Annotated in this window: 21 protein-coding genes and 3 tRNA genes; 8 read left to right on the forward strand and 16 right to left on the reverse strand. The window is 43.6% G+C overall.

Features of this window, described 5'->3' with window-relative positions; genetic code table 11:
* Positions 1-40 precede the first annotated feature (40 nt).
* Positions 41-742 carry a DUF2161 family putative PD-(D/E)XK-type phosphodiesterase gene (locus RTX25_RS00210; protein WP_312649240.1) on the reverse strand — a complete coding sequence of 234 codons (702 nt, stop codon included), beginning with the start codon at positions 740-742 and terminating at the stop codon, positions 41-43.
* Between the two features lie 137 nt (positions 743-879).
* Positions 880-1,449, reverse strand: a complete 570-nt coding sequence (locus RTX25_RS00215) for a DUF937 domain-containing protein (RefSeq protein ID WP_312649241.1) — start codon at positions 1,447-1,449, stop codon at positions 880-882.
* Positions 1,450-1,649: 200 nt separating this feature from the next.
* On the opposite strand from RTX25_RS00215, the gene RTX25_RS00220 reads away from it, so the two are divergent.
* Both RTX25_RS00220 and RTX25_RS00225 read left to right on the forward strand, forming a co-directional pair.
* Positions 1,650-2,225 (forward strand): TetR family transcriptional regulator, encoded by a 576-nt coding sequence (locus RTX25_RS00220; protein WP_312649243.1) that lies wholly within the window; start codon positions 1,650-1,652, stop codon positions 2,223-2,225.
* A gap of 106 nt (positions 2,226-2,331) precedes the next feature.
* On the forward strand, positions 2,332-3,246 hold the full coding sequence (locus RTX25_RS00225) for a cation diffusion facilitator family transporter (RefSeq protein ID WP_312649245.1): 915 nt from the start codon (positions 2,332-2,334) through the stop codon (positions 3,244-3,246).
* 123 nt (positions 3,247-3,369) lie between these two features.
* On the opposite strand, the gene RTX25_RS00230 is transcribed toward RTX25_RS00225, so the two are convergent.
* From RTX25_RS00230 to RTX25_RS00245, 4 genes are all read right to left on the reverse strand, one after another.
* Positions 3,370-4,785, reverse strand: coding sequence for a methyl-accepting chemotaxis protein (locus tag RTX25_RS00230; RefSeq protein ID WP_312649247.1), 1,416 nt, complete (start codon positions 4,783-4,785; stop codon positions 3,370-3,372).
* A gap of 6 nt (positions 4,786-4,791) precedes the next feature.
* Positions 4,792-5,064 carry an MCP four helix bundle domain-containing protein gene (locus tag RTX25_RS00235; RefSeq protein WP_312649249.1) on the reverse strand — a complete coding sequence of 91 codons (273 nt, stop codon included), beginning with the start codon at positions 5,062-5,064 and terminating at the stop codon, positions 4,792-4,794.
* 245 nt (positions 5,065-5,309) lie between these two features.
* Positions 5,310-5,394, reverse strand: a tRNA-Leu gene (locus tag RTX25_RS00240).
* A 26-nt stretch (positions 5,395-5,420) separates the two neighbouring features.
* A tRNA-Leu gene (locus RTX25_RS00245) sits at positions 5,421-5,506 on the reverse strand.
* Between the two features lie 998 nt (positions 5,507-6,504).
* Between RTX25_RS00245 and pulA the strand changes: the two genes are divergently transcribed.
* The 3 genes from pulA to RTX25_RS00260 all read left to right on the forward strand — a co-directional run bounded on the left by pulA (position 6,505) and on the right by RTX25_RS00260 (position 11,016).
* Entirely contained in the window at positions 6,505-8,547 is a 2,043-nt protein-coding gene (gene pulA / locus RTX25_RS00250) for a type I pullulanase (protein WP_312649250.1), read from the forward strand.
* Positions 8,548-8,866: 319 nt separating this feature from the next.
* A complete protein-coding gene (locus RTX25_RS00255; protein WP_312649252.1) occupies positions 8,867-9,775 on the forward strand; it encodes an ATP-binding cassette domain-containing protein in 909 nt (302 codons plus the stop codon).
* Positions 9,772-11,016: an ABC transporter permease gene (locus RTX25_RS00260; protein WP_312649254.1), complete on the forward strand. Its 1,245-nt coding sequence runs from the start codon at positions 9,772-9,774 to the stop codon at positions 11,014-11,016. The genes RTX25_RS00255 and RTX25_RS00260 overlap by 4 nt, the downstream gene beginning before the upstream one ends.
* A 108-nt stretch (positions 11,017-11,124) precedes the next feature.
* Here RTX25_RS00260 and RTX25_RS00265 read toward each other — a convergent pair whose 3' ends face one another.
* From RTX25_RS00265 to glsA, 5 genes are all read right to left on the reverse strand, one after another.
* Positions 11,125-11,682, reverse strand: coding sequence for a lytic transglycosylase domain-containing protein (locus RTX25_RS00265; RefSeq protein WP_312649256.1), 558 nt, complete (start codon positions 11,680-11,682; stop codon positions 11,125-11,127).
* The gene (coaE, locus tag RTX25_RS00270; RefSeq protein ID WP_312649258.1) at positions 11,657-12,283 is read right to left on the reverse strand and encodes a dephospho-CoA kinase; all 627 of its coding nucleotides are present in this window, start codon (positions 12,281-12,283) and stop codon (positions 11,657-11,659) included. Before coaE ends, RTX25_RS00265 begins: the two co-directional genes overlap by 26 nt.
* A gap of 8 nt (positions 12,284-12,291) precedes the next feature.
* Positions 12,292-14,919, reverse strand: a complete 2,628-nt coding sequence (gene polA, locus RTX25_RS00275; RefSeq protein WP_312649259.1) for a DNA polymerase I — start codon at positions 14,917-14,919, stop codon at positions 12,292-12,294.
* On the reverse strand, positions 14,897-16,042 hold the full coding sequence (gene aroC / locus RTX25_RS00280) for a chorismate synthase (RefSeq protein WP_312649261.1): 1,146 nt from the start codon (positions 16,040-16,042) through the stop codon (positions 14,897-14,899). The genes polA and aroC overlap by 23 nt, the downstream gene beginning before the upstream one ends.
* A 104-nt stretch (positions 16,043-16,146) precedes the next feature.
* Positions 16,147-17,064, reverse strand: a complete 918-nt coding sequence (glsA, locus tag RTX25_RS00285) for a glutaminase A (RefSeq protein WP_312649263.1) — start codon at positions 17,062-17,064, stop codon at positions 16,147-16,149.
* 196 nt (positions 17,065-17,260) lie between these two features.
* Between glsA and RTX25_RS00290 the strand changes: the two genes are divergently transcribed.
* A tRNA-Leu gene (locus RTX25_RS00290) sits at positions 17,261-17,347 on the forward strand.
* A 125-nt stretch (positions 17,348-17,472) separates the two neighbouring features.
* On the forward strand, positions 17,473-18,300 hold the full coding sequence (locus RTX25_RS00295) for a phosphatase PAP2 family protein (RefSeq protein WP_312649265.1): 828 nt from the start codon (positions 17,473-17,475) through the stop codon (positions 18,298-18,300).
* A gap of 47 nt (positions 18,301-18,347) precedes the next feature.
* Here the strand turns inward: RTX25_RS00295 and RTX25_RS00300 are convergent, their stop codons facing one another.
* Both RTX25_RS00300 and RTX25_RS00305 read right to left on the reverse strand, forming a co-directional pair.
* Positions 18,348-18,974 (reverse strand): DUF4352 domain-containing protein, encoded by a 627-nt coding sequence (locus RTX25_RS00300; RefSeq protein ID WP_312649267.1) that lies wholly within the window; start codon positions 18,972-18,974, stop codon positions 18,348-18,350.
* Between the two features lie 234 nt (positions 18,975-19,208).
* Positions 19,209-20,588 (reverse strand): SH3 domain-containing protein, encoded by a 1,380-nt coding sequence (locus RTX25_RS00305; RefSeq protein WP_312649269.1) that lies wholly within the window; start codon positions 20,586-20,588, stop codon positions 19,209-19,211.
* 279 nt (positions 20,589-20,867) lie between these two features.
* On the opposite strand from RTX25_RS00305, the gene abc-f reads away from it, so the two are divergent.
* Positions 20,868-22,514 carry a ribosomal protection-like ABC-F family protein gene (gene abc-f, locus RTX25_RS00310; RefSeq protein WP_312649270.1) on the forward strand — a complete coding sequence of 549 codons (1,647 nt, stop codon included), beginning with the start codon at positions 20,868-20,870 and terminating at the stop codon, positions 22,512-22,514.
* Between the two features lie 63 nt (positions 22,515-22,577).
* Here abc-f and RTX25_RS00315 read toward each other — a convergent pair whose 3' ends face one another.
* The 3 genes from RTX25_RS00315 to RTX25_RS00325 are packed head-to-tail and all read right to left on the reverse strand — an operon-like array spanning position 22,578 to position 24,621.
* Entirely contained in the window at positions 22,578-23,837 is a 1,260-nt protein-coding gene (locus RTX25_RS00315; RefSeq protein ID WP_312649272.1) for a PTS ascorbate transporter subunit IIC, read from the reverse strand.
* 32 nt (positions 23,838-23,869) lie between these two features.
* A complete protein-coding gene (locus RTX25_RS00320) occupies positions 23,870-24,157 on the reverse strand; it encodes a PTS sugar transporter subunit IIB (protein ID WP_312649274.1) in 288 nt (95 codons plus the stop codon).
* The gene (locus RTX25_RS00325; protein ID WP_312649276.1) at positions 24,157-24,621 is read right to left on the reverse strand and encodes a PTS sugar transporter subunit IIA; all 465 of its coding nucleotides are present in this window, start codon (positions 24,619-24,621) and stop codon (positions 24,157-24,159) included. The genes RTX25_RS00320 and RTX25_RS00325 overlap by 1 nt, the downstream gene beginning before the upstream one ends.
* Positions 24,622-24,712 lie beyond the last annotated feature (91 nt).

Below are 24,712 nucleotides of genomic sequence, written 5' to 3' on the forward strand. Positions count from 1 at the left end.
CTATCCTTAAATATCCATATACAATGACTGAGCTATTCATTTATTTAAGTATATCCATGGAGATATATTCATTTCTGAACTGTTCGATGAGCATACCGTACTCTTCATGGGACGGTTCCAAACCATTAAGTGTATACTTCCCGTGTTCGACCTTGACGAACCAGTTGTAGTAGTTTTTGAAAAGAAGTGTTTCTTTAATGCCTAATGCCTTCAGTTCCTTGGGTGAAATGACTCCTCTCACCTTGATGAGTGCCACAGCGCGAAGGGAATCTTCACGGTAGGCTGTAAGGAGCTTCTTTCCACGGGAGCCTCCTTTATTACCGTCCACAGATCTTCTGGAGACTTCCTTAAGAATCCTCAGCTTTTCCTTCATCTTTGCCCGCCTGCCCTTATCAAGATCGTAGAAAGCCGGTGGACATACCTCAATCACTGAATTCTTTTCCACATCGACATAAAGAAGCCCTAGCTCCATTCTTTTCAGAAGATAGAGCATATTGTTCATGGCTTTGTCCTTTACAATCCTCCTTGGCCGAGGTACAGCAAGGTACACTAGGTCACAGGTTTTCTGACGAAGTGCCGCCTGCACCATTAGTTCAATCGTAAGTCCTCTTTTCATTTCAATGCCTACAAGAAGATCCTCCTTGAGGGCAACCATATCGATATCCCTCACTTCACTTCTGACTTTAAAGCCCAGTTCTTCGAAATGTTCTTTCAGTGCTTCATACATATCTGTCTCTTTCATTTATCTACCCTCCGCTACAATCCTATTATAAACAGAAATGCAGTAAATTTCTCCCGAATTTTTGAAAGTACAGACTAGAATGATAAATGAGGTATGCAGTTCGTGCATACCTCATTAAGTTCCTTATTACAGATGGTTTAGAAGAACTTGCCTAATAGATCATCCATTACACTTCCGTCTCCATCCTTATCCAGCATTTTCTTGGCGATGTCCATGATGCCTCCGCCGCCGCTTCCACCGAGAAGCCCGCCGAGTGACCCCGTAAGATCAGGAATGCTGTCCCTTGATACATTCTGCTCTTTCTTCTTGTTGGCCAGCATACCGATAAGAATCGGAGCCAGCATGGACATCAGTCCTGAAACCTGACCGATACCAAGGCTTGTGTTTTTCGCAATGTTGTTTTCCACATTCATTTTACGCTCGCCCAGGATATGACCGACCATCCTGTCTCCTTCCTCAACATCAACATGATTGATGAACCCTTCAAGGTTCTCCACATCATCATTCTGATGGTCTTCCAGAGCTCTTGCCAGTCCATCTCTTTTGCCGTCTGCTCTCGCATTTCTGTCGAGGGCTTCAACAAGGGTAGGTACACCTAGGGTTGCAGCTTTTCTCACATCTTCCGGCTGAGCATCCACTTTTCTGCTCATTTCCTGAAGTATTCTCTCATCTCCAAGAACAGAGTTCAAAAGATTTGATAAATCCATATTAACACGCTCCTTTTGCACAAGTATAGCAATTATAAATACCTAAAACTATGGATATGCAAATACTTTATAGAAATGTTAGAGGCAGTTCACAACTGATATATCACTCAAATTTGACCGTATTCATTATTCATGTTATTCTGTATAAAAATGACTGACAGTCATTCATTTTATTTTCTGAACAAGGGGGTCATATGATAATGAATAAAAAAGAAGCCATACTCTGGGCTGCAGTAGACCTTATGGGTGAGCAGGGCTTTGAGAAAACCTCTGTTTCACAGATTGTAAAGAACGCAGGTGTTGCCCAAGGCACTTTTTATCTCTATTTCCAGTCTAAAAGTGAGCTGGTCTTAGGCATAGCCGCTCATATCATAGAAGATATTCTGAAAGAAGCCATGAGTCTTCCCCTCTCGGCGGATACCCCTCTGAAGGAGTTTATCTCACAGCTTACAGATCTCATGTATCATCAGACCCTTAAGCACCGAAAGCTCATCGGGTTCATCTATTCAGGAACGGCTTATTACTCTTCCTTCAGGGAATGGGAGAATCTCTATATCCCCTATTATGACTGGGTCAAAGAGAAGCTTTCGCTTTATAGGGAAAAGGACAGACTGAAGGAAGCCTATGACCTCAATTACCTCTCGAACTTCATCATCGGGCTTCTTGAGCACGGCGCGGAGCAGGTTTACCTCATGGAAACCAAAGGCTTCGATGGAACAGGCTCCAAAGAACAGCTGAAAATGTTTATCTATGAAGCCATCGCTTCAACGAAATAGTATCAGAAAGATCAGTTCACATTACATCATGAAAGGAGTGCTGACCGCGGTTTTCCAAGGGGTGCGGAACCTCGAAAAAATCAGTTTGGAAACTGCAAAAAGTATCATGTCGACAATAAAAATCGAAAAAAAACTGCTCATACACTCTGTTATCCTATCCATCATCTTTTCTGTGATCGGAATCACAGCCGGGCTTTATACCCAGTCTCAGATGATTCTCCTGGATGGACTCTATTCCTTCATCAGTGTCATGCTGTCCTTCCTGTCTCTTGCAACGGCAAGGTTCATGGGGAAAAGCGAGTGGAAGAAGTTTCCCTTTGGAAAATCCATTGTGGAGCCTCTTGTGATGATTGTAAAGTATTCCGCCATTCTCGTTGTCCTCGCCTTCTCCGTAGTCAGTGCAGTCTACTCCATCGCGACTGGCGGCAGCAGAGTGGATACGGACACCGCCATGACGTATTCTCTTTTTTCCACCTTTGCATGTGTCTTCATGTACCTGCATCTAAAAAGAAAATCGAAGAAATACAATTCCTATCTGCTTACCGCTGAGTCCTCCCAATGGCTCTTTGACACCTATGCCAGTATAGGTGTGCTCATCACCTTCGGTATTGTGGTTCTTCTTGACCGTTATAGGCTCTTTACACAATACCTTGTGTATATCGATCCGATTATTGTGATCGTCATGTCCGCAGGCTTTGCAAAACATCCCATCTCTTCCATAAGAAGTTCCCTTAAGGATGTGCTTGGCGTCTCTCCTGAAGGAGAACTGGCCATAACGCTTAAAGAAATGATAAAGGATATCGAAGAGAAGTACCAGCTGAAGGAATCTTTCCTGAGGGTGACAAAAAGAAGAAAGCAGCTCCGAGTGGAGATCGACTTCATCGTGGACGAAAACTCTCTGGTCCAGACCATCAAACAGCAGGACCGTGTCCGTGAAGAACTGGACAGCATCATGAAACCCATCAAAACGGACAAATGGATTACCGTAGCCTTCACATCAAATAGAAAATGGGCTGTTTAGAAAAGCAGCATAAGATAGATAGAAAGATACCCTGAATGCTGATTGACTCAGCTTTCAGGGTATCTTTTTTTTGCACTCATGTCTATATCATGCAGTCTGACTGTCTCGATTAACTGCAAGTGATTATACGATGAATTTCTCCACAAGCCCCATGAGCTCCATGGATACTTTCGCAAGGTTCTCACTGGAGTTTGCAATTTCTTCAACTGATGCAGTCTGCTCTTCAATAGAAGCAGATGCCTCTTCTGTTCCTGCAGCATTTTCTTCTGCGATTGCGGAGAGATTTTCCATAATCTCATGGATCTGATCTTTATTCGCTGTCAGCGCTTCAGAAGATCTGATCAGATTTTCAGTGATTGTTTTGGTTTTTTCAATGGCAACAGCAATCGCCTTAAACTTTTCATCGGTCTTGGCAACACTGTCACCCTGTTCCTTGACGATTTCCTTAACCTGAAGGGTCGTATCCACAGCACTCTGTGATCTCAGTTTAAGCTCCGTGATGATTTCCTTGATTTCCTTTGTAAACATATTGGACTGCTCTGCAAGCTTTCTGATTTCTTCAGCGACTACAGCGAATCCTCTACCGGCTTCCCCTGCTCGAGCAGACTCGATCGCCGCATTTAAAGCAAGCAGATTGGTCTGATCAGCAATACTCTGAATCATTACACTTGCCTTTTCAATTTTCACAGCACTCTCGTTATTGCTCATGATGATGTCATGGACGGTCTGGACAGCTGTGTCGTTCTGCCTGGTTTTTTCAACCAGCTGTCTGAGAATGAGGAAGCCTTCTTCCTTTCTCAGTGTGATCTCCTGTGCTGAATCTGAAACATCGGAAATATATCTGCTGTTCTGCATGAGAAGATTTCCGATATCGATTACGCTTCCTGTCGCTTTTTCTGTATCTGTCGCCTGTTCACCTGAACCTCTTGCAATCTCCGAAATCGCTCTGGCCACTTCTTCTGAAGTCAGGGCAGATTCCTGTGCAGACGCTGAGAGTTCTTCGGAAGATGAAGCGATGACTGAAGCGCTAGCAGATATGCTCGTGATGAGGGTTCGTAACCCATCAGCCATCGTGTTAAAAGAAGCTGCCAGTGCACCAATCTCATCCTTATTTTTTATATTAATAGATTCAACAGTGAGATCCCCTTGTGCAATATTCGCAGCTGCTGCTGCCATTCTGACAATTGGCTTTGATATGATTCTGATCATGTAAAAAGTCGTCGCAACAGCCAAGGCGATACTAAACACAATCATTCCCATGAGAATAAAACTTGTACGGGCAAAAGCACGATCGCTGGCATTATATGAATTAAGTGCCAGTTCATTTTTTAGCCTCACCTGATTACTGATTTCTGCTTCAATCTGATCGACTATCTGCCTGCTTTCTGAAGCTGTAACCATTGCCTGATCCATGTTATTGTCTTCCACAAGACCTATGATTTCACTTTCCTTCACCTTTACGGTTTCCCAAAGTCTTAGTATTTCGTTGTTTCTCTGCTTCCCTTCTGCAAGTACAGTGACTCCCGAGAAGGCATTCATACTCTCTTAGAAAAGAGAAAACCGGTTTTCCATATTCGCAATATGCTGTGTCCTTTCAGAACTTGTAGCGGCTAGAAGCATATTACTTCGCGCTCTTCCCACCGCGATAAGCTGCACCTGAGCTTCTTTAATGTACTCTACTCCCTTTAAATGAAGATCATAAAGCTCATTAAGCTGACCATTTACGTTGCCCAGTTCTATAACTGAGTAGCCTCCCATAATTGTCAGTAAAATAACCATAACGCTAAAACCTGCTAATATTTTTTTTCCTACTGTCATTGTTTCCCCCTAAAATAATCTTGAAATATTTATTAACACAACCACAACGTCTAACTTTCCCATCACCTCACTTAAGGTTTAATTTCTTTCCCCGAGAAATCAGTTGCAGACACTTATTTACTAATTGGTCTGACCTTTAAGATATCGGTATACCCTATTATTCCTTAATATCACAAATTGTGAAGTTTGCTTTCATGTTTTGACATAAAAAAAGACCCATGCTTCTTGCATGAGTTTTCATTTACTGGTGCAGATGAAGGGAGTCGAACCCCCATGCCTCTCGGCGCTAGATCCTAAGTCTAGTGCGTCTGCCAATTTCGCCACATCTGCATATTCAGTTTGCTGTGATATAAAAATGGTGCAGATGATGGGACTTGAACCCATACGAGCTGTTGCCCGCTACCCCCTCAAGATAGTGCGTCTGCCATTCCGCCACATCTGCCTGTTTTTTATCACATGTATTATTCTATCTTCATCCCCTGTAATAGTCAAGGGAAATATTCACGAAAACATGAAAATTTCAGCGGCTGTCTGTCCCGCTTTCTCATCCTGAACAGGTCTCCAGCTTCAATACACATACATTTTTATGACCCTCAATGCTTCTCATGATTAACATCATAAAATGATGAAAAAACTCATAAGAGATCACCAGCCTCGTCTGATCGGTCATTTTTGTGATAGTGATATCATTTTTCAATCTTTAATACATCCAGAGGCTGTTCGGGTATGACCAATTGATAAATTCACAAAGTTTCCATTTTGTTCAAGATTTCACATATATTCCGTCATTTCTCTGCTATAATAAAAAATGTAAATACGTTGTATACAACACTAAATTTAAAAAAGAAAGAAGACGCAAATTATGAACATTACAGAATCCAGCTTTACCCTAAAAAAAGATATGACCCCTAAAGAATACTGGAAACTGAGAAGAAAGGTCAGTTGCCTTCCTGGTGTCATAAAATGCCACAAAAACAAAAACTACCACAGCATGTACATCACCTACGACACTGAGATTTGCCCGGAAGAAGAGATCAATGCTGTCATATCAACCTGTCAGTGCAGTGGCAAAGCAATTATCGGTCTATTTATATCTTTAATCCTTTCTTTTATCCTCTCCTTTATCATTTATGTGGTCGTGTAATAAAAAAGCAAGCACCAATAAAGTGAATTATTTCATCACAGTACGTGATTATGAACAATTTGTATCGCAATATTAATCCTTAAAACTGCATAAATCATCAATAATTATCAGCAGAATCCAAGGGTTTTGCTGATTTTATCATATTGCCAAACTTTTTGTTTTTTCACTTGTATACAGAAACTTAATAAGTTATCATAGACCTAGAATCTGGATTGAGAATTATTAGCAATTGTTTAATACCCCTATTTTAAAGGAACTTTCCGGATTCAATGAATGATAAAGGAACGATTATATAGATGGAAGATATTACACTGAAGCAGCTCGAACGTCTTCAGGAAGAAATCGCGATACCACAAATTCTGCCGGATTTCCAGAAAACCACTGAGTTTTATGATTCAGAATACTTTAACACTCATCTGATCTACGACGGAGACGATCTTGGTGTAACCTACGGCATTGAAGGAATCAGAATCAGATTCTGGGCACCTCTTGCACAATCGGTGAATCTTCTGCTCTATCAGAATGCTGAGGACCAGAAGCCTGTATTTGTCTATCCCATGAAGAAGGATGTAAGCGGCACTTATTTCTTCAATGTGCCTGCTCTTGCAGACGGACTCTTCTACCTTCTGGAAGTCGATCATGAAGGTGAGCTGACCTATACTCCAGGACCTTATGTCACATCTGCAGGGATAAACGGAGACAAAGGATACCTTCTGGATCTAAAAACTACAGATCCCGACGGTTTCAGAGAACACAGTGCACCAGAACTTAAGGACCCTGTAGACGCCATCATCTATGAAGTCCATGTGAGAGACATGACCATTCATGAGGCATCAGGTGCAGAGCATAAAGGAAAATATCTCGGATTTGCTGAGGAAGATACAAGGAATCATAAAGGACATACCACAGGATTGAGTCATCTGAAGGAACTTGGGGTTACCCATGTTCAGCTTCTGCCCATATTCGACTATAACTGTCTGGATGAATCCAAAGAAAATGAATCCTATAACTGGGGCTATGACCCATTAAACTACAATGTTCCTGAAGGGTCCTATTCAACGGATCCAAGAAACCCAAGAAAGAGAATCACTGAGCTTAAGAAGCTGATTATGGGCATCCACAAGAATGGAATGGGCGTAATCATGGATGTGGTATATAACCATACATCAGACAATCTCTGCTCGAATTTCCATAAATCCGTCCCCCTTTACTATCATAGAAGCAGGGACGGCGTATTTACCGATGCATCAGCCTGCGGAAATGAAACCGCATCCGAGAGACCGATGATGAGAAAGTTCATGATCGAGTCGCTCATACACTGGGTGAAAGAGTATAAGATCGACGGATTCAGATTCGATCTCATGGGTATACACGATACTGAAACCATGCTGCTCATCGAGAAAGCTTTAAGAAAAATCAAACCCGACATCATTCTCTACGGAGAAGGCTGGACGGGCGGCGACAGTGCACTTGCCGAAGAGAAAAGACTCATGAAGAGAAACATAGGAGAAGCGCCAGGAATCGGTGCATTCAATGATGATTTCAGAGACGGCATCAAGGGTCATGTGTTCTTCAATGAACGCGGTGGCTTTGTCAGCGGAGGTGGTCTTACTGAATCCGTGAAATTCGGTATAGCCGGTTCTGTCTATCATCCTGAAATAAACTACAGCGACATCATGTATACTGACTTCCCCTGGGCAGTAAGACCTGGACAGAGCATCAACTATGTGGCTGCCCATGACAACCTCACTCTTTATGATAAGCTGCTTGCTTCAAATCATGGAGAGAGCGAAGAGACCATAAAGAACATATCAAAGCTTGCAGATGCCATTGTCCTCACCAGCCAGGGTGTGCCCTTCATCCATGCAGGATCAGAATTCCTGAGAACGAAGTTCGGCGATCATAATTCCTACAGATCTCCTGACTCCATCAATGCGCTCAACTGGAACATGAAGTCAAGAAACATCGATGTTTTCAACTATTACAAAGGACTCATCGCCCTCAGAAAAGAATTCCCCGCATTTAGAATGCATACGGAAGAAGAGATTAAGAAAAACCTCATCTTCTACACAAGGTTCAAGCAGGCACCACTGAAGCTCAATAAGGAAAATATCGTCACCTACCTTCTTAAGGATCCGGTGAACGGCAGAACATTCCTCGTTGCCTTCAACGGCGGTTTTGAAAATCAGGATATCACCCTACCTAAAGCCAGCTGGGATGTTCTTGTGGACAAATACCACGCAGGAATCCTTCCTCTTTGGAGCACCATGGAGGAGAACATTACCCTCAAAGCCCATTCGGCTCTGGTCATGGTCACTGAAGATACCCTAGACCTCTAATCCGTTTATGAATCATCCCCCCTGAATCAGACGTAAGTCATTATTCAGGGGGATTTTTGTATTCTGCTGAAAATATATCTTGTCGATAAAGACTTTAGGAAGAATCGATATGAATACACCTTTTCATCTCTTCCACTTCATCACAGAGCGCTGCGGCGATTGTAAAAAGAAGGATTTTCTCCTTTAAAGGTCATGCCCTGCTTCTATATAGACATCAGATTTACCTTGCCCAGATATTTGACATAATAATATCTTTGGTATATATTGTTAACAATGTATCAATGAGAAATTGATTCAAACAGAGTGAGAGGAGAAAATAATGAAACTGGAAGTCAGAAATATATACAAGAGCTTTTCCGATGTCGAAATCCTCAAAGATATTTCCTTCGAAGTGGAAAGCGGCAGAGCCATGGGCTTTCTCGGACGTAACGGTGCGGGCAAGACCACAACACTTCGTGCCCTCATGGGTGTCTTCAGACAGGACAAAGGTGAATTTGTTCTGGACGGAAAAATCTTCAGACCGGAGGACTATAAAGTAGGTTACCTTCCTGAGGAAAGAGGCATGTATCCCAAGGAAGAGATCGCCCACCAGCTGCAGTATTTCGGTATGCTGAGAGGTGGCGAAAAGAAAGAGATGCAGAAGAACATCGACTACTGGCTCGAAAGAGTCGGTCTGTCCGAGTACAAGAAGAAAAGACTGGACACCCTGTCAAAAGGAAACCAGCAGAAAATCCAGATTGTAGAAGCGCTTGTCAACAACCCTGATATCGTCATCCTTGACGAACCCTTCAGCGGACTTGATCCGGTCAACTCCATGGTACTTAAAGACATCATCATCGAGCTGATCAGAGCGAACAAGCTGGTCATTTTCTCCAGCCACCAGATGTCCTATGTTGAAGAATTCTGTGATGAGATCACCCTCATCAATAAGGGAGAAATCGTCCTTACCGGAAATCTTGACGGGATCAGAACTTCAAGAGGCAGAAACAGGTTCCGCATTCAGGCTGAAAGAGCCGACGAGGGCGTTCTTAAAAGTGTACTCTCACCTTTTGGAGAAGTGGAAGTGAAGAAGGACAAGACTTCCTACATCATCCATGTACCGGACGTGGACAATCCTTCACTCATCATGAAGACAATTCTTGACCGGGGTATGGAAATGAGAAGCTTCTCTCCTTATCGTCCGTCACTGACAGATATTTTTGTGGAAACGGCAGGTGATCAGCTATGAAGAATTTAAGTACTGTATATCAGTTTGAACTGAAAGGTCTTCTTAAAAAGAAAGCGTATATCGTAACAACCGTTGTCATCTGCGCAATCATCATCATCGCCACCACCCTTCCGACTATCCTTAAGATGATAAACGGCGAAGAAGTGGCAGCAGAAGAACCGGGAGCGGTTTCCGGTAACTTCGGAATGTTCCTGGAAACAGACGACATCGATCAGGCTCTTCTGGAAGAAAAACTGGCGGGCATAAAACTGACCTATTTTGATACCAGCGAGGAACTCAAAGATGCCGTAATAGAAGAAACGGTATCCACAGGCTATATTCTGAAGTCTGAAACAGAATACACCGTCGTGGTCAACAATGTGGGCATGTATTCCGGCGGTGACGTCATGATGGACACCGCGCTGCGCGCATATGCTGAGGACAAGGCACTCCTTGAAGAGGGATATGATGTGGATGGAATAAGAAACATCATGGGCAGCATAGCCATCACAGGAGAAACCGAAGTGCTCGGTAAAGATTCCCAGAACCAGTACTGGATTGTCTATATGCTCATCATGGTGACCTTTATGATCATCATGTTCTACGGCAACAACGTGGCTACCTATGTGGCCAGAGAAAAAAGCGACCGTACCATGGAAATTCTCATTACAAGCTCAGACACCAACAGTCTCATCATCGGTAAAGTGCTTGCATCAGGTACCGCAGGAATACTGCAGGCTGCCGCCATGGGCGTCACCCTTTTCCTTGGCTACCGACTGAACTCCGGAAGCTACAGTGAAGAGATACTTCAGTTCTTAAACCTTCGCATCGACCCTGATCTGCTTGCGGTCTATATCCTCTTTGCCCTTACAGGATATTTCCTCCTTCTCTTCATCTATGCAGGGATTGGAGCACTCATGTCCAAGGTTGAGGATGTACCCTCGGCAACAACACTTGTGACCATGTTTGTCATGGTTGCCTATTTCATCTCCATGTTCAGTCTTAACCTGCCAGAAAGCCTGCTTCTGAAGATCACATCCTTTGTTCCCTTCACCTCCTTTATGGTCATGTTTGTCCGCTATGCGGTTTCAAGCGTCACCATTATGGAACTTGTGATTTCCTATGGAATTCTTCTTGTGACTGCAGTACTCATAGCCCTTGCTTCCGTCAAGATCTACCGTTTCGGTACACTCAACTACGGAAACAACAGCAATGTCATAAAGCTTGTCAAGAAGGCGCTGAAGGAAGACAGCGACAGATAGAAATCTAAATAAATCACCGTGTCCGAGAAAAGCTGATGCTTTTCTCGGACACGGTGATTCTTTTTTGCGATATTTTTTCATCTCTCACTGTATACAGATTTATGAATGTCAGTTTCTGAAGAAATAGAGCGTCCTGTAGATTTTCTCCCTCAGGCTCACTCTTTCCACATAATCCTTCGTCTCCTCAAAAGGAATATCCGTGAGGACATCGCCGCTGGAGATCTCATCATCAAGAAGCCATTCACGGATTCTGTTCGGTCCCGCATTGTAGGCTGCAAGCTGGGTCTCCTTGATGGGGAAGCTCTCTTCAAGGTAGCTGAGATAATATACGCCCATGCGGATATTCGTCTCAGGCGTAAAGAGCATCTCTTTAGCGTACCCATCGATTTCCAGGCGCTTTGCAATAAATTCGCCTGTCTCTTCCGTCACTTGCATGAGACCCATGGCGCCAGCCGGTGAAACAACGCTTTCTCTGAACCTTGACTCTGTATGGATTACCGCGTAGACAAGATACGGGTCCACTCCATACTCGCTGGCATACTTCTCCACAATCTCTTCATGTTCCAGCGGAAAGAGTCTGCCGTACACAACATATGCACAAGTTCCGATCATAAGGGCAAGCATAAGCAGCACAATATTTCTAAATGTCTTTCTTTTCTTCTTCAATCTCTTCTTCCTTCTCATCATAAAACCCTAATCTTTCAAGGATCTTCTCCAGATCTTCCAGTGAATCTTGAAGTTTTCCACTGTTGTTTACAACATAGGTGGAAAGTCTCATTTTCTCCTCAAGGTTCATCTGGGTCCGGACTCTTCTCCTCGCCTCATCTTCTGTAAATCCGTCCCGTGCCATAAGCCTTCTAAGCTGAACATTTTCATCAGCATAAACAGTTATGGTCACGTCCACATCCTTATGAAAGTTCTCTTCAAAAAGTAGTGGTGCATCAAGTACGACAAACGCTCCGTTTTCTTCTTTCAGTCTTCTCCCTATCTCTTCTCTTATCCTCGGCATGATGACATCGTGATAGTTTTTTCTGTCCTCATCGCTCTGAAATATGATTCTGCCAAGGGCTTTCCGGTCAAGCTTTCCGTCTTTAAATACCCGGTCTCCGTAGGTGCTTCTGAGATACCGGAGAATCTCCGGATAAAGATCCAGCACTTCTCTTGCAATCTCATCCGCATCGATGACCTTTATACCTAGAGACGAAAGATGCCTGGATATGGTGGTTTTTCCTGTGGCGATGCCGCCAGTCAGTCCAATCTTCACCATAGATCCGCCTAAGCCTCGAACCAGGTATCGCCGACAGACTCTTCTGCCTGAAGCTTCACTTTCAGCTGGACGGCATTTTCCATTTCTTCGCGAACCAGTTTCTTCACAGTTTCAATCTCATCCTTCTTTGTATTCAGGATCAGTTCATCATGCACCTGCAGAATGAGTGTCGAAGAAAGACCGTTCTTCTTCAGGGCATTATATACCTTGACCATAGCCATCTTCATGATGTCTGCAGCGCTTCCCTGAATCGGACTGTTCATGGCAAGGCGTATGCCTGCCGCCTGTACGATCTTGTTTTTCTGATTGATTTCCGGAATGTATCTTCTTCTGTTCATGATGGTCCTGACATAGCCCATTTCCTTGGCTTCAAGAACGATGTTGTCCAGGTATTCTTTAACCTTGGGATATCTGGAGAAATAGATCTCCATATATTCCTTGGCTTCCTTTCTCGATATGCCCAGATCATTGGACAGACTGAAATCGGACATGCCATAGATGATGCCGAAGTTTACGGCCTTTGCGCTGCTTCTGTGCTGGTAGGTGACCTCATCAATCGGTACTCCGAACACTTCCGAAGCGGTCTTTGTATGAATGTCGATGTCGCCGTTGTAGGCCTCGATCATCTTCTCATCACCTGAGATGTGCGCAAGGACCCGAAGCTCAATCTGCGAGTAGTCACAGGATAGAAGTACAGAGTCCTCATCATGAGGAATGAACACCTTTCTTATAGCCCTGCCCATTTCATGCTTGATGGGGATGTTCTGCAGATTCGGATCCGTACTCGAGAGTCTGCCCGTAGTGGCAAGGGTCTGATTGAATGTGGAATGAATTCTTCCATCTTTGTCGATGGCCGCTTTAAGACCTATGATATAGGTGCTGTAGATCTTCGTGACGGTTCTGTACTGCATGATCTTTCCGATGATGGGATGCTTGTCCTTCAGCGCCTCAAGAACCTCCACATTTGTGGAATATCCGGTCTTTGTCTTCTTGATGACAGGAAGGAAGAGCTTATCGAAGAGAATTGTGCCCAGCTGCTTCGGAGAATTGATGTTGAAAGGTTCTCCCGCAAGTTCGTAGATCTCTTTTTCCAGCTGATCGATATCCTTCTTGAAGGTAACGGTCATTTCATCCAGCAGTTTTTCATTCACATTGAATCCTTCGATTTCCATATCGGAAAGAATCAGAGTAAGCGGCAGCTCCACATCATAGTAGAGGGGGAACAGCTCAGTGTTTTTCATATCGTCGTTGAACTTCTCATAAAGGACAAAGAGTTTTCTTGCAAGGTACACTTCTCCGTCTTTTCCTTCAGGAACGACGGCATCGCCGATGTTCTTCAGGGTCAGATCTCTCAGCGAGAGCTTTCCGTCTGAAGGTTCAAGAAGATAGGCCGCAAGATTCACATCAAAGGTGACATTTCTCATTTCGATGCCCATGCGCTTAAATATGGTCAGTCCATCCTTGATGTCATAGGAGATTTTAGGCAGCTGAGGATCTTCGAGAATGCCTTTCAGAATCTTCACGGCCATCTCATCCTCAAAAATCCTTTCCGTTTCGATGAAGATACTGTCCTTTTCCGTTGAGAGGACCATCCATTTCATTTCTCTTTCTGAAAGCTTCGGTGCATGATGCACATCGAAGAAAAGTGATACGGGTTCACCTTTCACGGCAGCTTCCATAATGAAACCCAGCGCTCCGCCCAGATCCTTCGGCTCATCCACATAGACATATTCCACTTTTTCGGCGATTCTTGGCACTTCCGCTACTTTGTTTTCCGCATCAAGCTTTGTGAGGAGGCTTTTGAACTCGAGCTCCGAGAACAGTCTTCTCAGCTCGTTGACATTATATTCATCCGCGCTCCTTAGCTTGTCCATGTCCATCTCCACATCAACATCACGGATGATTGTTGCCAGTCTCTTGGAGAATATGGCATCTTCCGCATAAGTGATGAGATTTTCCCTGACCTTCTTCATGGTGATGTTTTCGGTATTCAGAAGAATGTTCTCGATGGAACCGTACTCCTGGACCAGTTTGAAAGCGGTCTTTTCTCCGATACCGGGAACCCCCTTGATGTTGTCGGATGGATCGCCCATAAGTCCCTTAACATCAATGAACTGGGTCGGTGTAATACCGAACTCTTCAACAAATTTATCTCTGTCGTAGATATCCACGACACTGACACCTTTCTTGGTGATGACGACCTTGGTTCTGTCTGAAGCCAGCTGCAGAGTATCCTTGTCTCCGGAGAGGACATAGACTTCATCTCCCTCATGCTCGGCTTTAAGAGACAGCGTTCCGATGACATCATCCGCCTCAAATCCGTCGATCTCAAGAATGTCCACTGCCATATGCTTGAGAACTTCCCTCATTACAGGAAACTGCGTTGCAAGCTCCTCCGGCATTCTCTTTCTTCCGGCCTTGTAATCCACATATTCCAGATGTCTGAAGGTCGGTGCTTTTCTGTCGAAGGCACAGACGATATAATCCGGGCTGAGATCCTGTTTGATCTTCATCATCATATTGATGAAACCGTAAACCGCCCCTGTATGCTGTCCTTTCGATGTGATGAAATCAGGATTGGCATAAAAGGCCCTGTTCATGATACTGTGTCCGTCAATAATTAATAATCTGCTCATCTAACTCTCCTAAACGTTTTTCTCTGTATTTTATGGCTGCCAGAAGCTCTTCCTTGTTGTCTCTTGAGAAGGTATTGAGAATCTCCTTGAGAATCTCGAAAGCCAGAACATTTTCAAGGACGATGGATAGTGGAACAACTGCCGATACATCGCTTCTCTCGTATCTTGATTCCGTGTTCTTCTTTTCCTTAAGATCCACAGAAGGAATCTTAAGTAGAATGCTCGGTATGGGCTTCATATAGCAGTACACATCGATATTTTCACCGTTTGTGATCCCGCCCTCGATGCCACCAGCGTGGTTCGTAAGCCTTGTAAGCTTTCCGTCTTCGTAGATTATACCGTCATGATATGTATATCCTGTGAAGTTCAGGAAAGGATTTCCTATAGATACCTGCTTTACGCCCTGTATGCCCATGACGGCTCCGGATATGATCCCGTCCATCCTTCTGTCATAGTGCATGAAAGAGCCGAGACCTCTCATGACCCCTTCGCAGGATGCATAGACCCATCCGCCTAAAGTGTCTCCCTTGTCTCTTGCACTGTCCATGAGGGCGATAAAGGACTCCTCGTTTTTCAGCACCCTCATGGGACTCTCTTCGATCATTTCATAGAGACTGTCATCGAAAAGATCGCAGAAGGTGTCATTTAATCCATAGAGGGTCTGAACCTTGGAGCGTATGGAAATGCCTAGTTCTGAAAGAATCTGCCTGCATAAAGCGCCTACTGCGCTTCTTATGGCTGTTTCTCGTGCAGAGCTTCTTTCTATGGAGTTTCGAAGGTTTCCTGTACCGTATTTGAATTCTCCGGTAAGATCGGCGTGACCTGGCCTTGGAACAGACACAAAGGTCTCCTCGCTCTTTCTGTTCTTCCAGTTCTCGTAGTCTCTGTTCTGGATAAGTATGGTCACAGGTCCCCCTGTAGTCTTGTTATCGCTAAGTCCGGAGATGATTTCCACCTGATCTTTTTCAAGCTTCATTCTTTCTCCACGACCGTAACCTGTCTGTCTTCTCTTCAGCTCTTTGTCGATCAGTTCCTTTCGGATGGTGAAATTTGCAGGCAGTCCCTCAATAACGGCACATAGTCCCTGTCCATGGGATTCTCCTGCATCGATAAACCTTAACATGACATCACCTCTTAAGTTTTTACTTACTACCATTATAGACGATTACAAGGTGAAAAAAACAGGAACCTTTCATTAAGATTCCTGTGTATTTCTTCATAAGTTCTTTAGAAAATGGAAAGGTCCAGCTTTTTCGAGAGGTATTCCATGATTCTGATTCCTGCCGTGGAGTTCCCTTTACGATCTAAAGTGGGTCCGAACGTCCCTATGCCGTATCTTCCCGGAACCGCCCCAAGGATGCCTCCGCCCACGCCTGACTTTGCAGGAATTCCGCAGGATACAGCAAACTCTCCCGATGCGTCATACATGCCGCAGGTGGTCATTATGGTCTTTACAATTCTTGCATTCTCTTTTTTGAGGACTCTCTCTCCGGTAACCGGATGAATACCGTTACCGGCAAGAACTGCTCCGATTGTCGCAATATCCAGACAGTTTCCGAGAATGGAGCACTGCATGAAGTAAAGATCGAGTGTCTCCTCAGGATTGCCCTTCATGATGCCCGTGCTCTTCATGAAATAGGCAAGGGAGCGGTTTCTGTCTCCTGTCTCTTTTTCCGAAAGATAGACCTTTTCATCATATACGGTCTTCTCGTTTCCTGTGAGAAGACTTGTAAATTCAAGAATCCGGGAAATCTTCTCCTTCTTCCCTTCCCCTTTGATGAGTGATGTGACAACCATTGCGCCAGCATTGATCATGGGGTTGAAAGGCTTCTCGGGATTCTTCACTTCAAAGGACATGATGGAGTTGAACGGGTCACCTGTAGGCTCCATATGCACATATCTGAACACTTCCTCCATCCCGTTGTCTTCAAGCGCAAGAAGCAGCGAAATCACCTTCGTTATGCTCTGGAGGGTAAACCGCTTAAGATATTCTCCTCTGGTAAAGAGGTTCCCCTCAAGGTCCATCATTGCAAACCCAACATCCTTTGGATCGCCCTTGGCAAGCTCCGGAATATAGGTTGCCACGCTCCCCCCATTGGATACCTTTATACCTTCAACTAAAGCCTCATTTAAAATATTGTCCATGGATCTTCTGTCCTCCCCAATAAAATCTTCTATCACTGATATGATACCACAGTTTGCTTCCGCTTCAACCTGTTTTATGAAAAGTGCCGGGTCAAGTGCAGCTCAGAAAGCCTGTATTTACTGAGGCCTAACTCCATTCTGGCTATTGATTTCTGTTCTTAAGATGTGGTATCATCGTAAAGTAAGTTAAAAGTATGCCGGTGTGATGGAATTGGCAGACGTGCGGGACTCAAAATCCCGTGGTAGTGATACCGTGCCGGTTCGAGACCGGCCACCGGCACCATCATATGCGTCCAGCTCCTCGATGTAGGAACTGGGCGCTTTGTTTTAGAAAAAATTCACATCTTCTTCAGTTTCTGACAAAAGATAATATGATATACTACAAAAATATAATCAACGGAGGTAATTATGGAACTGGAGATATTAAGAGCAATTCAAAGCATACATACACCCTTTCTCGACGCTTTCTTTGAAGGCATCACCATGCTGGGCGAAGAAATCTTCATCGTGCCGCTTCTTGCAGTCATCTTCTGGACTCTTGATAAGAAATTCGGTGAAGTGCTGGCATTCACACTCTTCACAAGTCTTCTTTTCAACAACTCGCTTAAGGATCTCTTCTTTCTGGAAAGACCCATCGGACAGGAAGGTATCCGGACAATAAGGCCGGAAACAGCAACCGGGAAATCATTCCCCAGCGGTCACAGCCAGAACGCCGGGGCAACAGCAGGTGCTTTTGCCATCAACATGAAAAACAGAGCGGTGACCATCATCGCCATGACCCTTATGGTCCTCATCGGACTTTCAAGGCTGTATCTTGGTGTACACTATCCAAAAGATGCGATCGTCGGGATTCTTCTTGGTCTTCTTGTAGCGTATGCAGTTTCAAAACTCATCCGAAAGTTTGAGCCGATGAAGCTGTACCTTATAGTACTTGTCCTGTTTATTCCTGCACTATTTTTTGCAGATTCAGGAGACTTCATTAAAGCCCTGGCTTCCTATATAGGCTTCGTGCTGGGTATATACATGGAGAAAAAGCTCGTAAACTTCAGCACTGAAGGTACCCTTTTAAGAAAAGTTCTGAGAGTGCTTCTTGGCGTCATCCTCATACTGTTCATCAAAGTCGGACTGGAAAAGATATTTCTTGATACACTCATCTTTGATTTCATCCGCTACTTCATGATCACTTTTGTGGCGATCGGTCTCTATCCTTGGATATTCAAGAAAATCAGATTATAGAAAAAGAAGAGGAAGGAAATCCATTTGGAATCCTTCCTCTTCTTTTTCTATTGTTTTAAGCTTATTTCAACCGTCTCAGTTCCCCAAAAACCAGTTTGACCTCTTAAAATTAAACTGTTCAAATCTATATCAGCTCCAACTTCAAATATTACTTTTCCCGTTTTGCTTAGTCCTGGATTAACTTGTTGCAAGAAAAAGTCTGCTTCATTCATCATAGCCATTATTACTGCACCATCTGTATTGGGGTCATATTCAACTTTATTCGATGTGATTAATTTAAAGAAGCTTGAGTCAATTGTTATTGGTTCTTTCTTATCATTTTTAATTGTTATATCTAGAATTAAGAATTTACCCTCAGTTTCCACATCCTCAATAAATTCATTACCGGAGGATATTTTTTTTGTTTCTTCAACTGTATTGACCGTAAATGAAACACCTGCAATTGTTGCTGGTGTTCCAATACCAACTTCAACAATTTCTTCCTCTACGATAGGGGTGGCACTCTCTTCTGGTTGTTCACTAGCTTCTTCTGCCACAGGCTTTTCGTTATCTACTACCCCATCATTAGGATCTCCATCCCCGCCACCACTTAAAGCAGCACCAATTACAATAACAGCTAACACCCACACCCACCACTTTTTGTAAAAAGGTTTTTTGAACTTACCATTTCTCATTAATTTACCCCCCTTTGGTTTTATAAGGACATATTATCAGATATAATTAATTATAACAATAGTCAATTTTACGCAATTTATGTTTACTTCAGATATTTACTATTTATTATAATCATCATCATAATTATATCTATATTTAATATGTATTACTATGTAATAAAATCTGAAAAGCTCTTGGATTGCATAGACTTCCGCAATCCAAGAGCTTTCATTATTAAATATCTATATGATTAATCACTTTACAACAACTGCCCATTTCAAAGCATTGTAGGAAGCTTCAAATTTCTCCCTGGTTACCCAGTAGGTTTTCCTGCTGCTTGCAGGGTCAGTCACATGATAACTGCCGTCTGAGTTATATCCTGTCAGCACCATCACATGCATGTTGTCGACGATATTCACCATACCGGCTTCGCCCATATCATAGACTTTCCATTTTGGTGTTTCGTAGTTTCTTGTCGTCACATAGACAACCACAGGATTTCCTTTGTCGATTTCAGCCTTCAGCTGTTCTGTCGTAGAACCGGATATATCCGTCACATTCGCACTGTAGTTTCTTCCGTAAGCTGTAAGCGCTTCCGGGAAGATGGACTGAAAGATCTCAGGTGTGCCCTGGACAACTGCAAATGGAGTGCTTGCAAATCCTGTATACGGATTTCTTTCCGTCATAGGCATCTTTTCGAGGAACGACTTAAGACCTTCACTGGTGCTTCCCTTGAACTGAAGTGCCATCAGAAGACTTGCTCCCTCACAGCCCATTGGTGCATATACCGGTGCATACTGATTGACATAGGGGATGCTGATCACCTTTTCAGAATAACTGCTGATCTTTGTCATATAGCTTCCTGAGGCCCATCCTATCTGTCCATTATAGCTGACCTGATACCAGCCGCCGGATGCTGCGAGGACCTTAAAAGGTGTTCCCGATGGAATTGTAGAAAGTATGCCAAAGGAAGTTCCGATTCCTTTTCTGAGGTTGAGATTTGCATTTGTTCTGACATAGGTCGCTGCCGCACTTACCGGTGGTGCCGGTACTGAAACCGCTGCCGCTTTAAGATACTTCCCTGAAGACCATCCAGTTGAACCCGAGAAGCTGACCTTATACCAGCCATTCTGGCTTTCAAGGGCCGTAACTCTGCTTCCGTTTGGAATGATTCTGATGCTCTTGTACCCTGAGTCCGGGCCAGTTCTCATATAGAGATTTGCTGTTGTCGCCATCTCGCTACCTGCTTGAGGAGCCGGAGCAGGTGTCGGTGCAGGTGCAGGAGCAGCTACTGCTGCTGATCCCTGGAACGAAACATACGCAGGATTTGCAGTGATGTATCTGCCGTTATCCAGTCTATACATTTCTCTTCCGTCAACAACCAACTTATCGACAACGTTGAAGGAGGTTCCTTTTGAAACCACAGCGATTTTGGCTGCCCATGCCGCTCTTGAATAAGTCCAGAGCGAGCTGCATGTGACAGTCACTTTTCCGGTTTCTGCCGCCATGACGGTCATTGCATTGTCAGCCCACTTTAAATCAGAATGGAGTGGAAGAATTGCAGATGTCCCCGCTGCAATCATGGATAGAAGTGTAATCTTGGCTACGAGTATTTTCAGTTTTCTGCTGATCATAATTTCCCCTTTCATCTACCGTACTTATGTCTCATTATTATAACGATATCCTTATTATACCTTTATATTTACACCCTCGGTAGATACACCATTAAATTTCACTTGTTCTATATTTGCAGTATTTGTTTGATTTCTACCTGTTCATCCACTATACTGTAAGCAGAAAAAACAGGAGGTAAAGAAACGTGAAGATTAAAAAAATGCATCATGAGAAATAAATATCTTGCCTCTAAGATTCAGAAATGAAGAAGTACTGGCAAGAACTACGAGGTGGTAGACTTGCAGAAATTAATCATTAAAGACCTGTACATGAAATTCCCAAGTAAGGATCTCTTTGAACATGTATCTCTCGAGATTCATGACAATGACCGTATTGGGATCCTCGGCCGTAACGGGTCAGGAAAAACGACACTCATCAGCATCATTCTAGGCAGCATCGACCCGACCGGAGGAACAGTTCACCTTGGGTGTCCATATGGATACCTTCCCCAAAGCAGCTCAGTAACAGATGAAACCCTGAAAGACATTCTCAAAGGGAATTATGATAAAGATCTCTTTAAGCTCATGGAAGATCTCTCCATCAGGAAAATGATGAATAGAGAAATCAGCAGACTGAGCGGAGGAGAAAAAACGAAGCTGCTGTTTCTGAATGCTGTGAAAGACCATCCACCACTGCTTATTCTGGATGAGCCCACAAACTTTCTGGATACGAGAAGTATAGAAGTCATTGAGGAATATCTGGCATCATACAGAGGAGCAGTCCTTCTCATCTCCCATGACCGTGACTTCCTCGACCACACGGTGAACGAGATCCACCATCTGGATCAGGGTACTCTTAAGAAGTATTCCGGAAACTATACCTTCTTCCGAAAGAAAAGAGAAGAAGAAATCAGAAGACAGAATATAGAGTATATTAAATACACAAAAAAAAGAAAAGAACTTGAAGCTGCAGCCAAAGGAATATCGGATAAAGCAAACAAGCTGGAAGGCTTATCCAAAAACGACTATCTGAGATCAAGAAATAAACAGCTCCAGAAGAAAGCGAAATCCATGCGAAAGCGTATCGAGAAAATGGAGGTCATGGAAAGACCCCACTATGAAAAAGAGGTCAATCTCGCCTTCAACATATCCGAAGAAAAGGCATCGCCTGTTCTCGTTCGTGGAGAAAATATCGCAAAATCTTTTGATTTCAGTCTTTTTGAGCATGTGAACTTCCATATCCGAAACAAAAGCAAGATCGCTCTTCTTGGAGAAAACGGAGCCGGAAAGACGACGCTTATGAAAATCATCCTTGGACAGATAAGCTATGATGGAAGAATCCACATTCCGCCATCAGCAAAGATTGGCTATCTTTCCCAAGAGCTTTACCATCTGGAAAAAGACAAGACTCCTCTCGAGGACCTTGGCAGATACTCTGATGATCCATCAGAAATCAGGAACCTTTTAGGTTCCATGCGGATCACTAAGGATATGGTCTTCCAGAAAATCGGTTCACTGAGTTATGGGGAGAAACTGAGGGTTGAGCTGTGCAAACTCATTCTTAAAGAATGCAACCTGCTCATACTCGATGAGCCCACAAACTTTCTCGATATCGAAACGAAAGAGATCATAGAGGAAGCTCTATCGGGATATGAAGGGGCGATTCTTCTCATTTCCCATGACCGCTACTTCATTAAAGCTGTAGCCGAAGAAATCTGGCTTCTGGAGGAGAAAAGACTGAAGACCTTCGAAGGAGACTATGAATACTTTCTGGACAAGCAGAAACCTAAGGTCGATTCCCATGAGGATATTCTGATTCTCGAGATGAATCTTGCAGAGCTTGCCCATAAAATGACCCTTGCAGCAAAAGTGAACCTGCCTGAGCTTGAACGTGAATATTTCGCACTGGCAGGAAAGCTTAACGAACTGAAAAATAAGAGCAGATAAAAAACGGATATCCGAAATGGCATCATGCCCTTTCGGATATCCTTCTTCATCTCATCATCCTGATTAGTTGAACAGTCTTAGAATATTACCGAGTAAAATTCCTACGATACCGAAGTCAGCATCACTGAATGTGGTATTGGCAAATCCGAGGTTTCCAAGTACCGGCATAAGCAATACCGGAAGGAATGTGATGAGGAGACCGTTTGCGATAGAACCCAATACGGCACCTCTTCTACCACCCGTTGCATTACCGAATACACCTGCTGTTGCACCTGTGAAGAAGTGAGGAACAACACCTGGCAGAATTACTGGAGCACCGATGGCTATGAGAATACCCATACCGATGATACCACCGACGAAACTGGACAGGAATCCGATAATTACCGCATTAGGTGCATAAGGGAATACTACTGGACAGTCAAGAGCCGGCTTGGCGTTTGGAACGATCTTCGTTGCGATTCCCTTGAAAGCAGGAACGATTTCGCCTAAGATCAGTCTTACACCTGAAAGAATGACATATACTCCACCTGCAAAGGTTATTGCCTTAATGAGTGCGAAAATGATGAAGTTCTGTCCACCGCTAAGCTCGCTCTGAACAAATTCAGGACCTGCTGCAACAGCAACGATCAGATACAGAATTCCCATTGTAAGAGAAATCGCAACAGACGTATCTCTCATGAAGAGAAGCCATTTAGGGAAGTTCATCTCTTCAGTGGATTTGGATCCCTTACCGACTAATTTACCGACCTGTGCAGATAACCAGTAACCTGCAGCACTGAAATGCCCGAATGCGATCTCGTCTGTTCCGGTGATCTTTCTCATCGTCGGCTGAACCAGAGCTGGCGAAAGAACCATGATGAATCCCAGAATTATTGATCCGATAACGACAAGAGCTGTGCCTTCAACACCACCTGCAGCAAGGATAGCTGCGATCATACATGCCATATAAAGTGTGTGGTGACCTGTGAGGAAAATGTACTTAAGCGGTGTAAATCTTGCGATAATGATATTCGCTACCATACCGAAAGCCATGATGAGTGCTGTCTGAGTTCCATATTCCTGCAGCGCCTGAGCAACGATTGCTTCATTGTTCGGAACGATACCTACAATACCGAAGCCCTCCTGGAACATAATACCGAACTGGTTCAGGGCTCCGACTACAATGTCCGCTCCCCCTCCAAGAACCAGGAATCCCATAATGGTTTTTATGGTTCCTTTGATGACTTCTGACGTCGGTTTTTTCAATGCCAGAAGTCCGACCATGGCTACAAGACCAACAAGAATTGCAGGGGTACTTAGAATGTCAAGAATAAATTGAAGCATGAGATTGAATCCTCCTTAAAATATATTTAATGTTAAATTACATTCATTTCTTTCAGCTTGGCTTCAAGCTTTGTTTCCAGTTCTTTTTTGTCAAGCATATTATCAAGGGAGATGACCGGTTTTCCGATTGTTTCCAGTTCTGGTGCGATATCTCTTGTTCCGATATAAAGATCGGCGAAATAGCCCTTGGCAGATCCAAGATCAGAGTGATCAACCGAAATATGAGAAGGAGCACCAATAGCTTTTAGTGCAGCTTCCACGTTCATCTCTATCATAAAACTGGATCCAAGTCCGCTTCCGCAACATACGAGTATTTTCATTACATTTCCTCCTTTCCTGTTTTATTGCTATTAAATAACGCTAGAAGTTTATCCTGCTCTTTTTCAAACTTCAGCGTCTCAAGCTTTGTTTCATCCATCAGAATGCCCATAAGTTCTTTGAGCAGATCAAGATGTGAGGTATTGTCACTTGCTGCAAGTGTGATCACTAAATATACAGGATCATTAGTCTGGTGTCCGAAGTTGATTCCTTCATCCAGATTGATGATGCTCATGCCCATTTTTTTTACACCGTTTTCAGGTCTGGCATGGGAAAGTACCACCCCAGGTGCAATGACCATGTAAGTACCCATGTCTTCAAAATTTTTCAGAATTGCTTCCACATACTGCTCTTCGATGTACCCCTGTTCTAACAATGGCGCAGACCCCGCATGAATCGCCGACTTCCAATCACTGCATTTCACTTTGGTCAAGACAAAGTCTTTTGTCAATATGTTCTTAATCATTTTATATTACCTACCATTTCCCTAATATTTAAAGGTTTACATCTGACTTAATCATATACGAAGATTTTAAGAAAAAATATATTCGATTGGC

Source organism: Proteiniclasticum sp., from assembly GCF_032054185.1.
Lineage (GTDB): Bacteria > Bacillota > Clostridia > Clostridiales > Clostridiaceae > Proteiniclasticum.

Bases quoted from the DNA above. Each gene is read 5' to 3' on its own strand.
- RTX25_RS00230 (WP_312649247.1), bottom strand. From the start codon at position 4,785: ATGAATGCCTTCTCGGGAGTCACTGTACTTGCAGAAGGGAAGCAGAGA.
- RTX25_RS00325 (WP_312649276.1), bottom strand. From the start codon at position 24,621: ATGATTAAGAACATATTGACAAAAGACTTTGTCTTGACCAAAGTGAAA.
- RTX25_RS00225 (WP_312649245.1), top strand. From the start codon at position 2,332: ATGTCGACAATAAAAATCGAAAAAAAACTGCTCATACACTCTGTTATC.
- RTX25_RS00235 (WP_312649249.1), bottom strand. From the start codon at position 5,064: ATGACAGTAGGAAAAAAAATATTAGCAGGTTTTAGCGTTATGGTTATT.
- RTX25_RS00300 (WP_312649267.1), bottom strand. From the start codon at position 18,974: ATGAGAAATGGTAAGTTCAAAAAACCTTTTTACAAAAAGTGGTGGGTG.
- RTX25_RS00260 (WP_312649254.1), top strand. From the start codon at position 9,772: ATGAAGAATTTAAGTACTGTATATCAGTTTGAACTGAAAGGTCTTCTT.
- RTX25_RS00215 (WP_312649241.1), bottom strand. From the start codon at position 1,449: ATGGATTTATCAAATCTTTTGAACTCTGTTCTTGGAGATGAGAGAATA.
- RTX25_RS00320 (WP_312649274.1), bottom strand. From the start codon at position 24,157: ATGAAAATACTCGTATGTTGCGGAAGCGGACTTGGATCCAGTTTTATG.
- RTX25_RS00255 (WP_312649252.1), top strand. From the start codon at position 8,867: ATGAAACTGGAAGTCAGAAATATATACAAGAGCTTTTCCGATGTCGAA.
- RTX25_RS00220 (WP_312649243.1), top strand. From the start codon at position 1,650: ATGAATAAAAAAGAAGCCATACTCTGGGCTGCAGTAGACCTTATGGGT.
- RTX25_RS00315 (WP_312649272.1), bottom strand. From the start codon at position 23,837: ATGCTTCAATTTATTCTTGACATTCTAAGTACCCCTGCAATTCTTGTT.
- pulA (WP_312649250.1), top strand. From the start codon at position 6,505: ATGGAAGATATTACACTGAAGCAGCTCGAACGTCTTCAGGAAGAAATC.
- RTX25_RS00305 (WP_312649269.1), bottom strand. From the start codon at position 20,588: ATGATCAGCAGAAAACTGAAAATACTCGTAGCCAAGATTACACTTCTA.
- RTX25_RS00295 (WP_312649265.1), top strand. From the start codon at position 17,473: ATGGAACTGGAGATATTAAGAGCAATTCAAAGCATACATACACCCTTT.
- glsA (WP_312649263.1), bottom strand. From the start codon at position 17,064: ATGGACAATATTTTAAATGAGGCTTTAGTTGAAGGTATAAAGGTATCC.
- aroC (WP_312649261.1), bottom strand. From the start codon at position 16,042: ATGTTAAGGTTTATCGATGCAGGAGAATCCCATGGACAGGGACTATGT.
- RTX25_RS00210 (WP_312649240.1), bottom strand. From the start codon at position 742: ATGAAAGAGACAGATATGTATGAAGCACTGAAAGAACATTTCGAAGAA.
- polA (WP_312649259.1), bottom strand. From the start codon at position 14,919: ATGAGCAGATTATTAATTATTGACGGACACAGTATCATGAACAGGGCC.
- coaE (WP_312649258.1), bottom strand. From the start codon at position 12,283: ATGGTGAAGATTGGACTGACTGGCGGCATCGCCACAGGAAAAACCACC.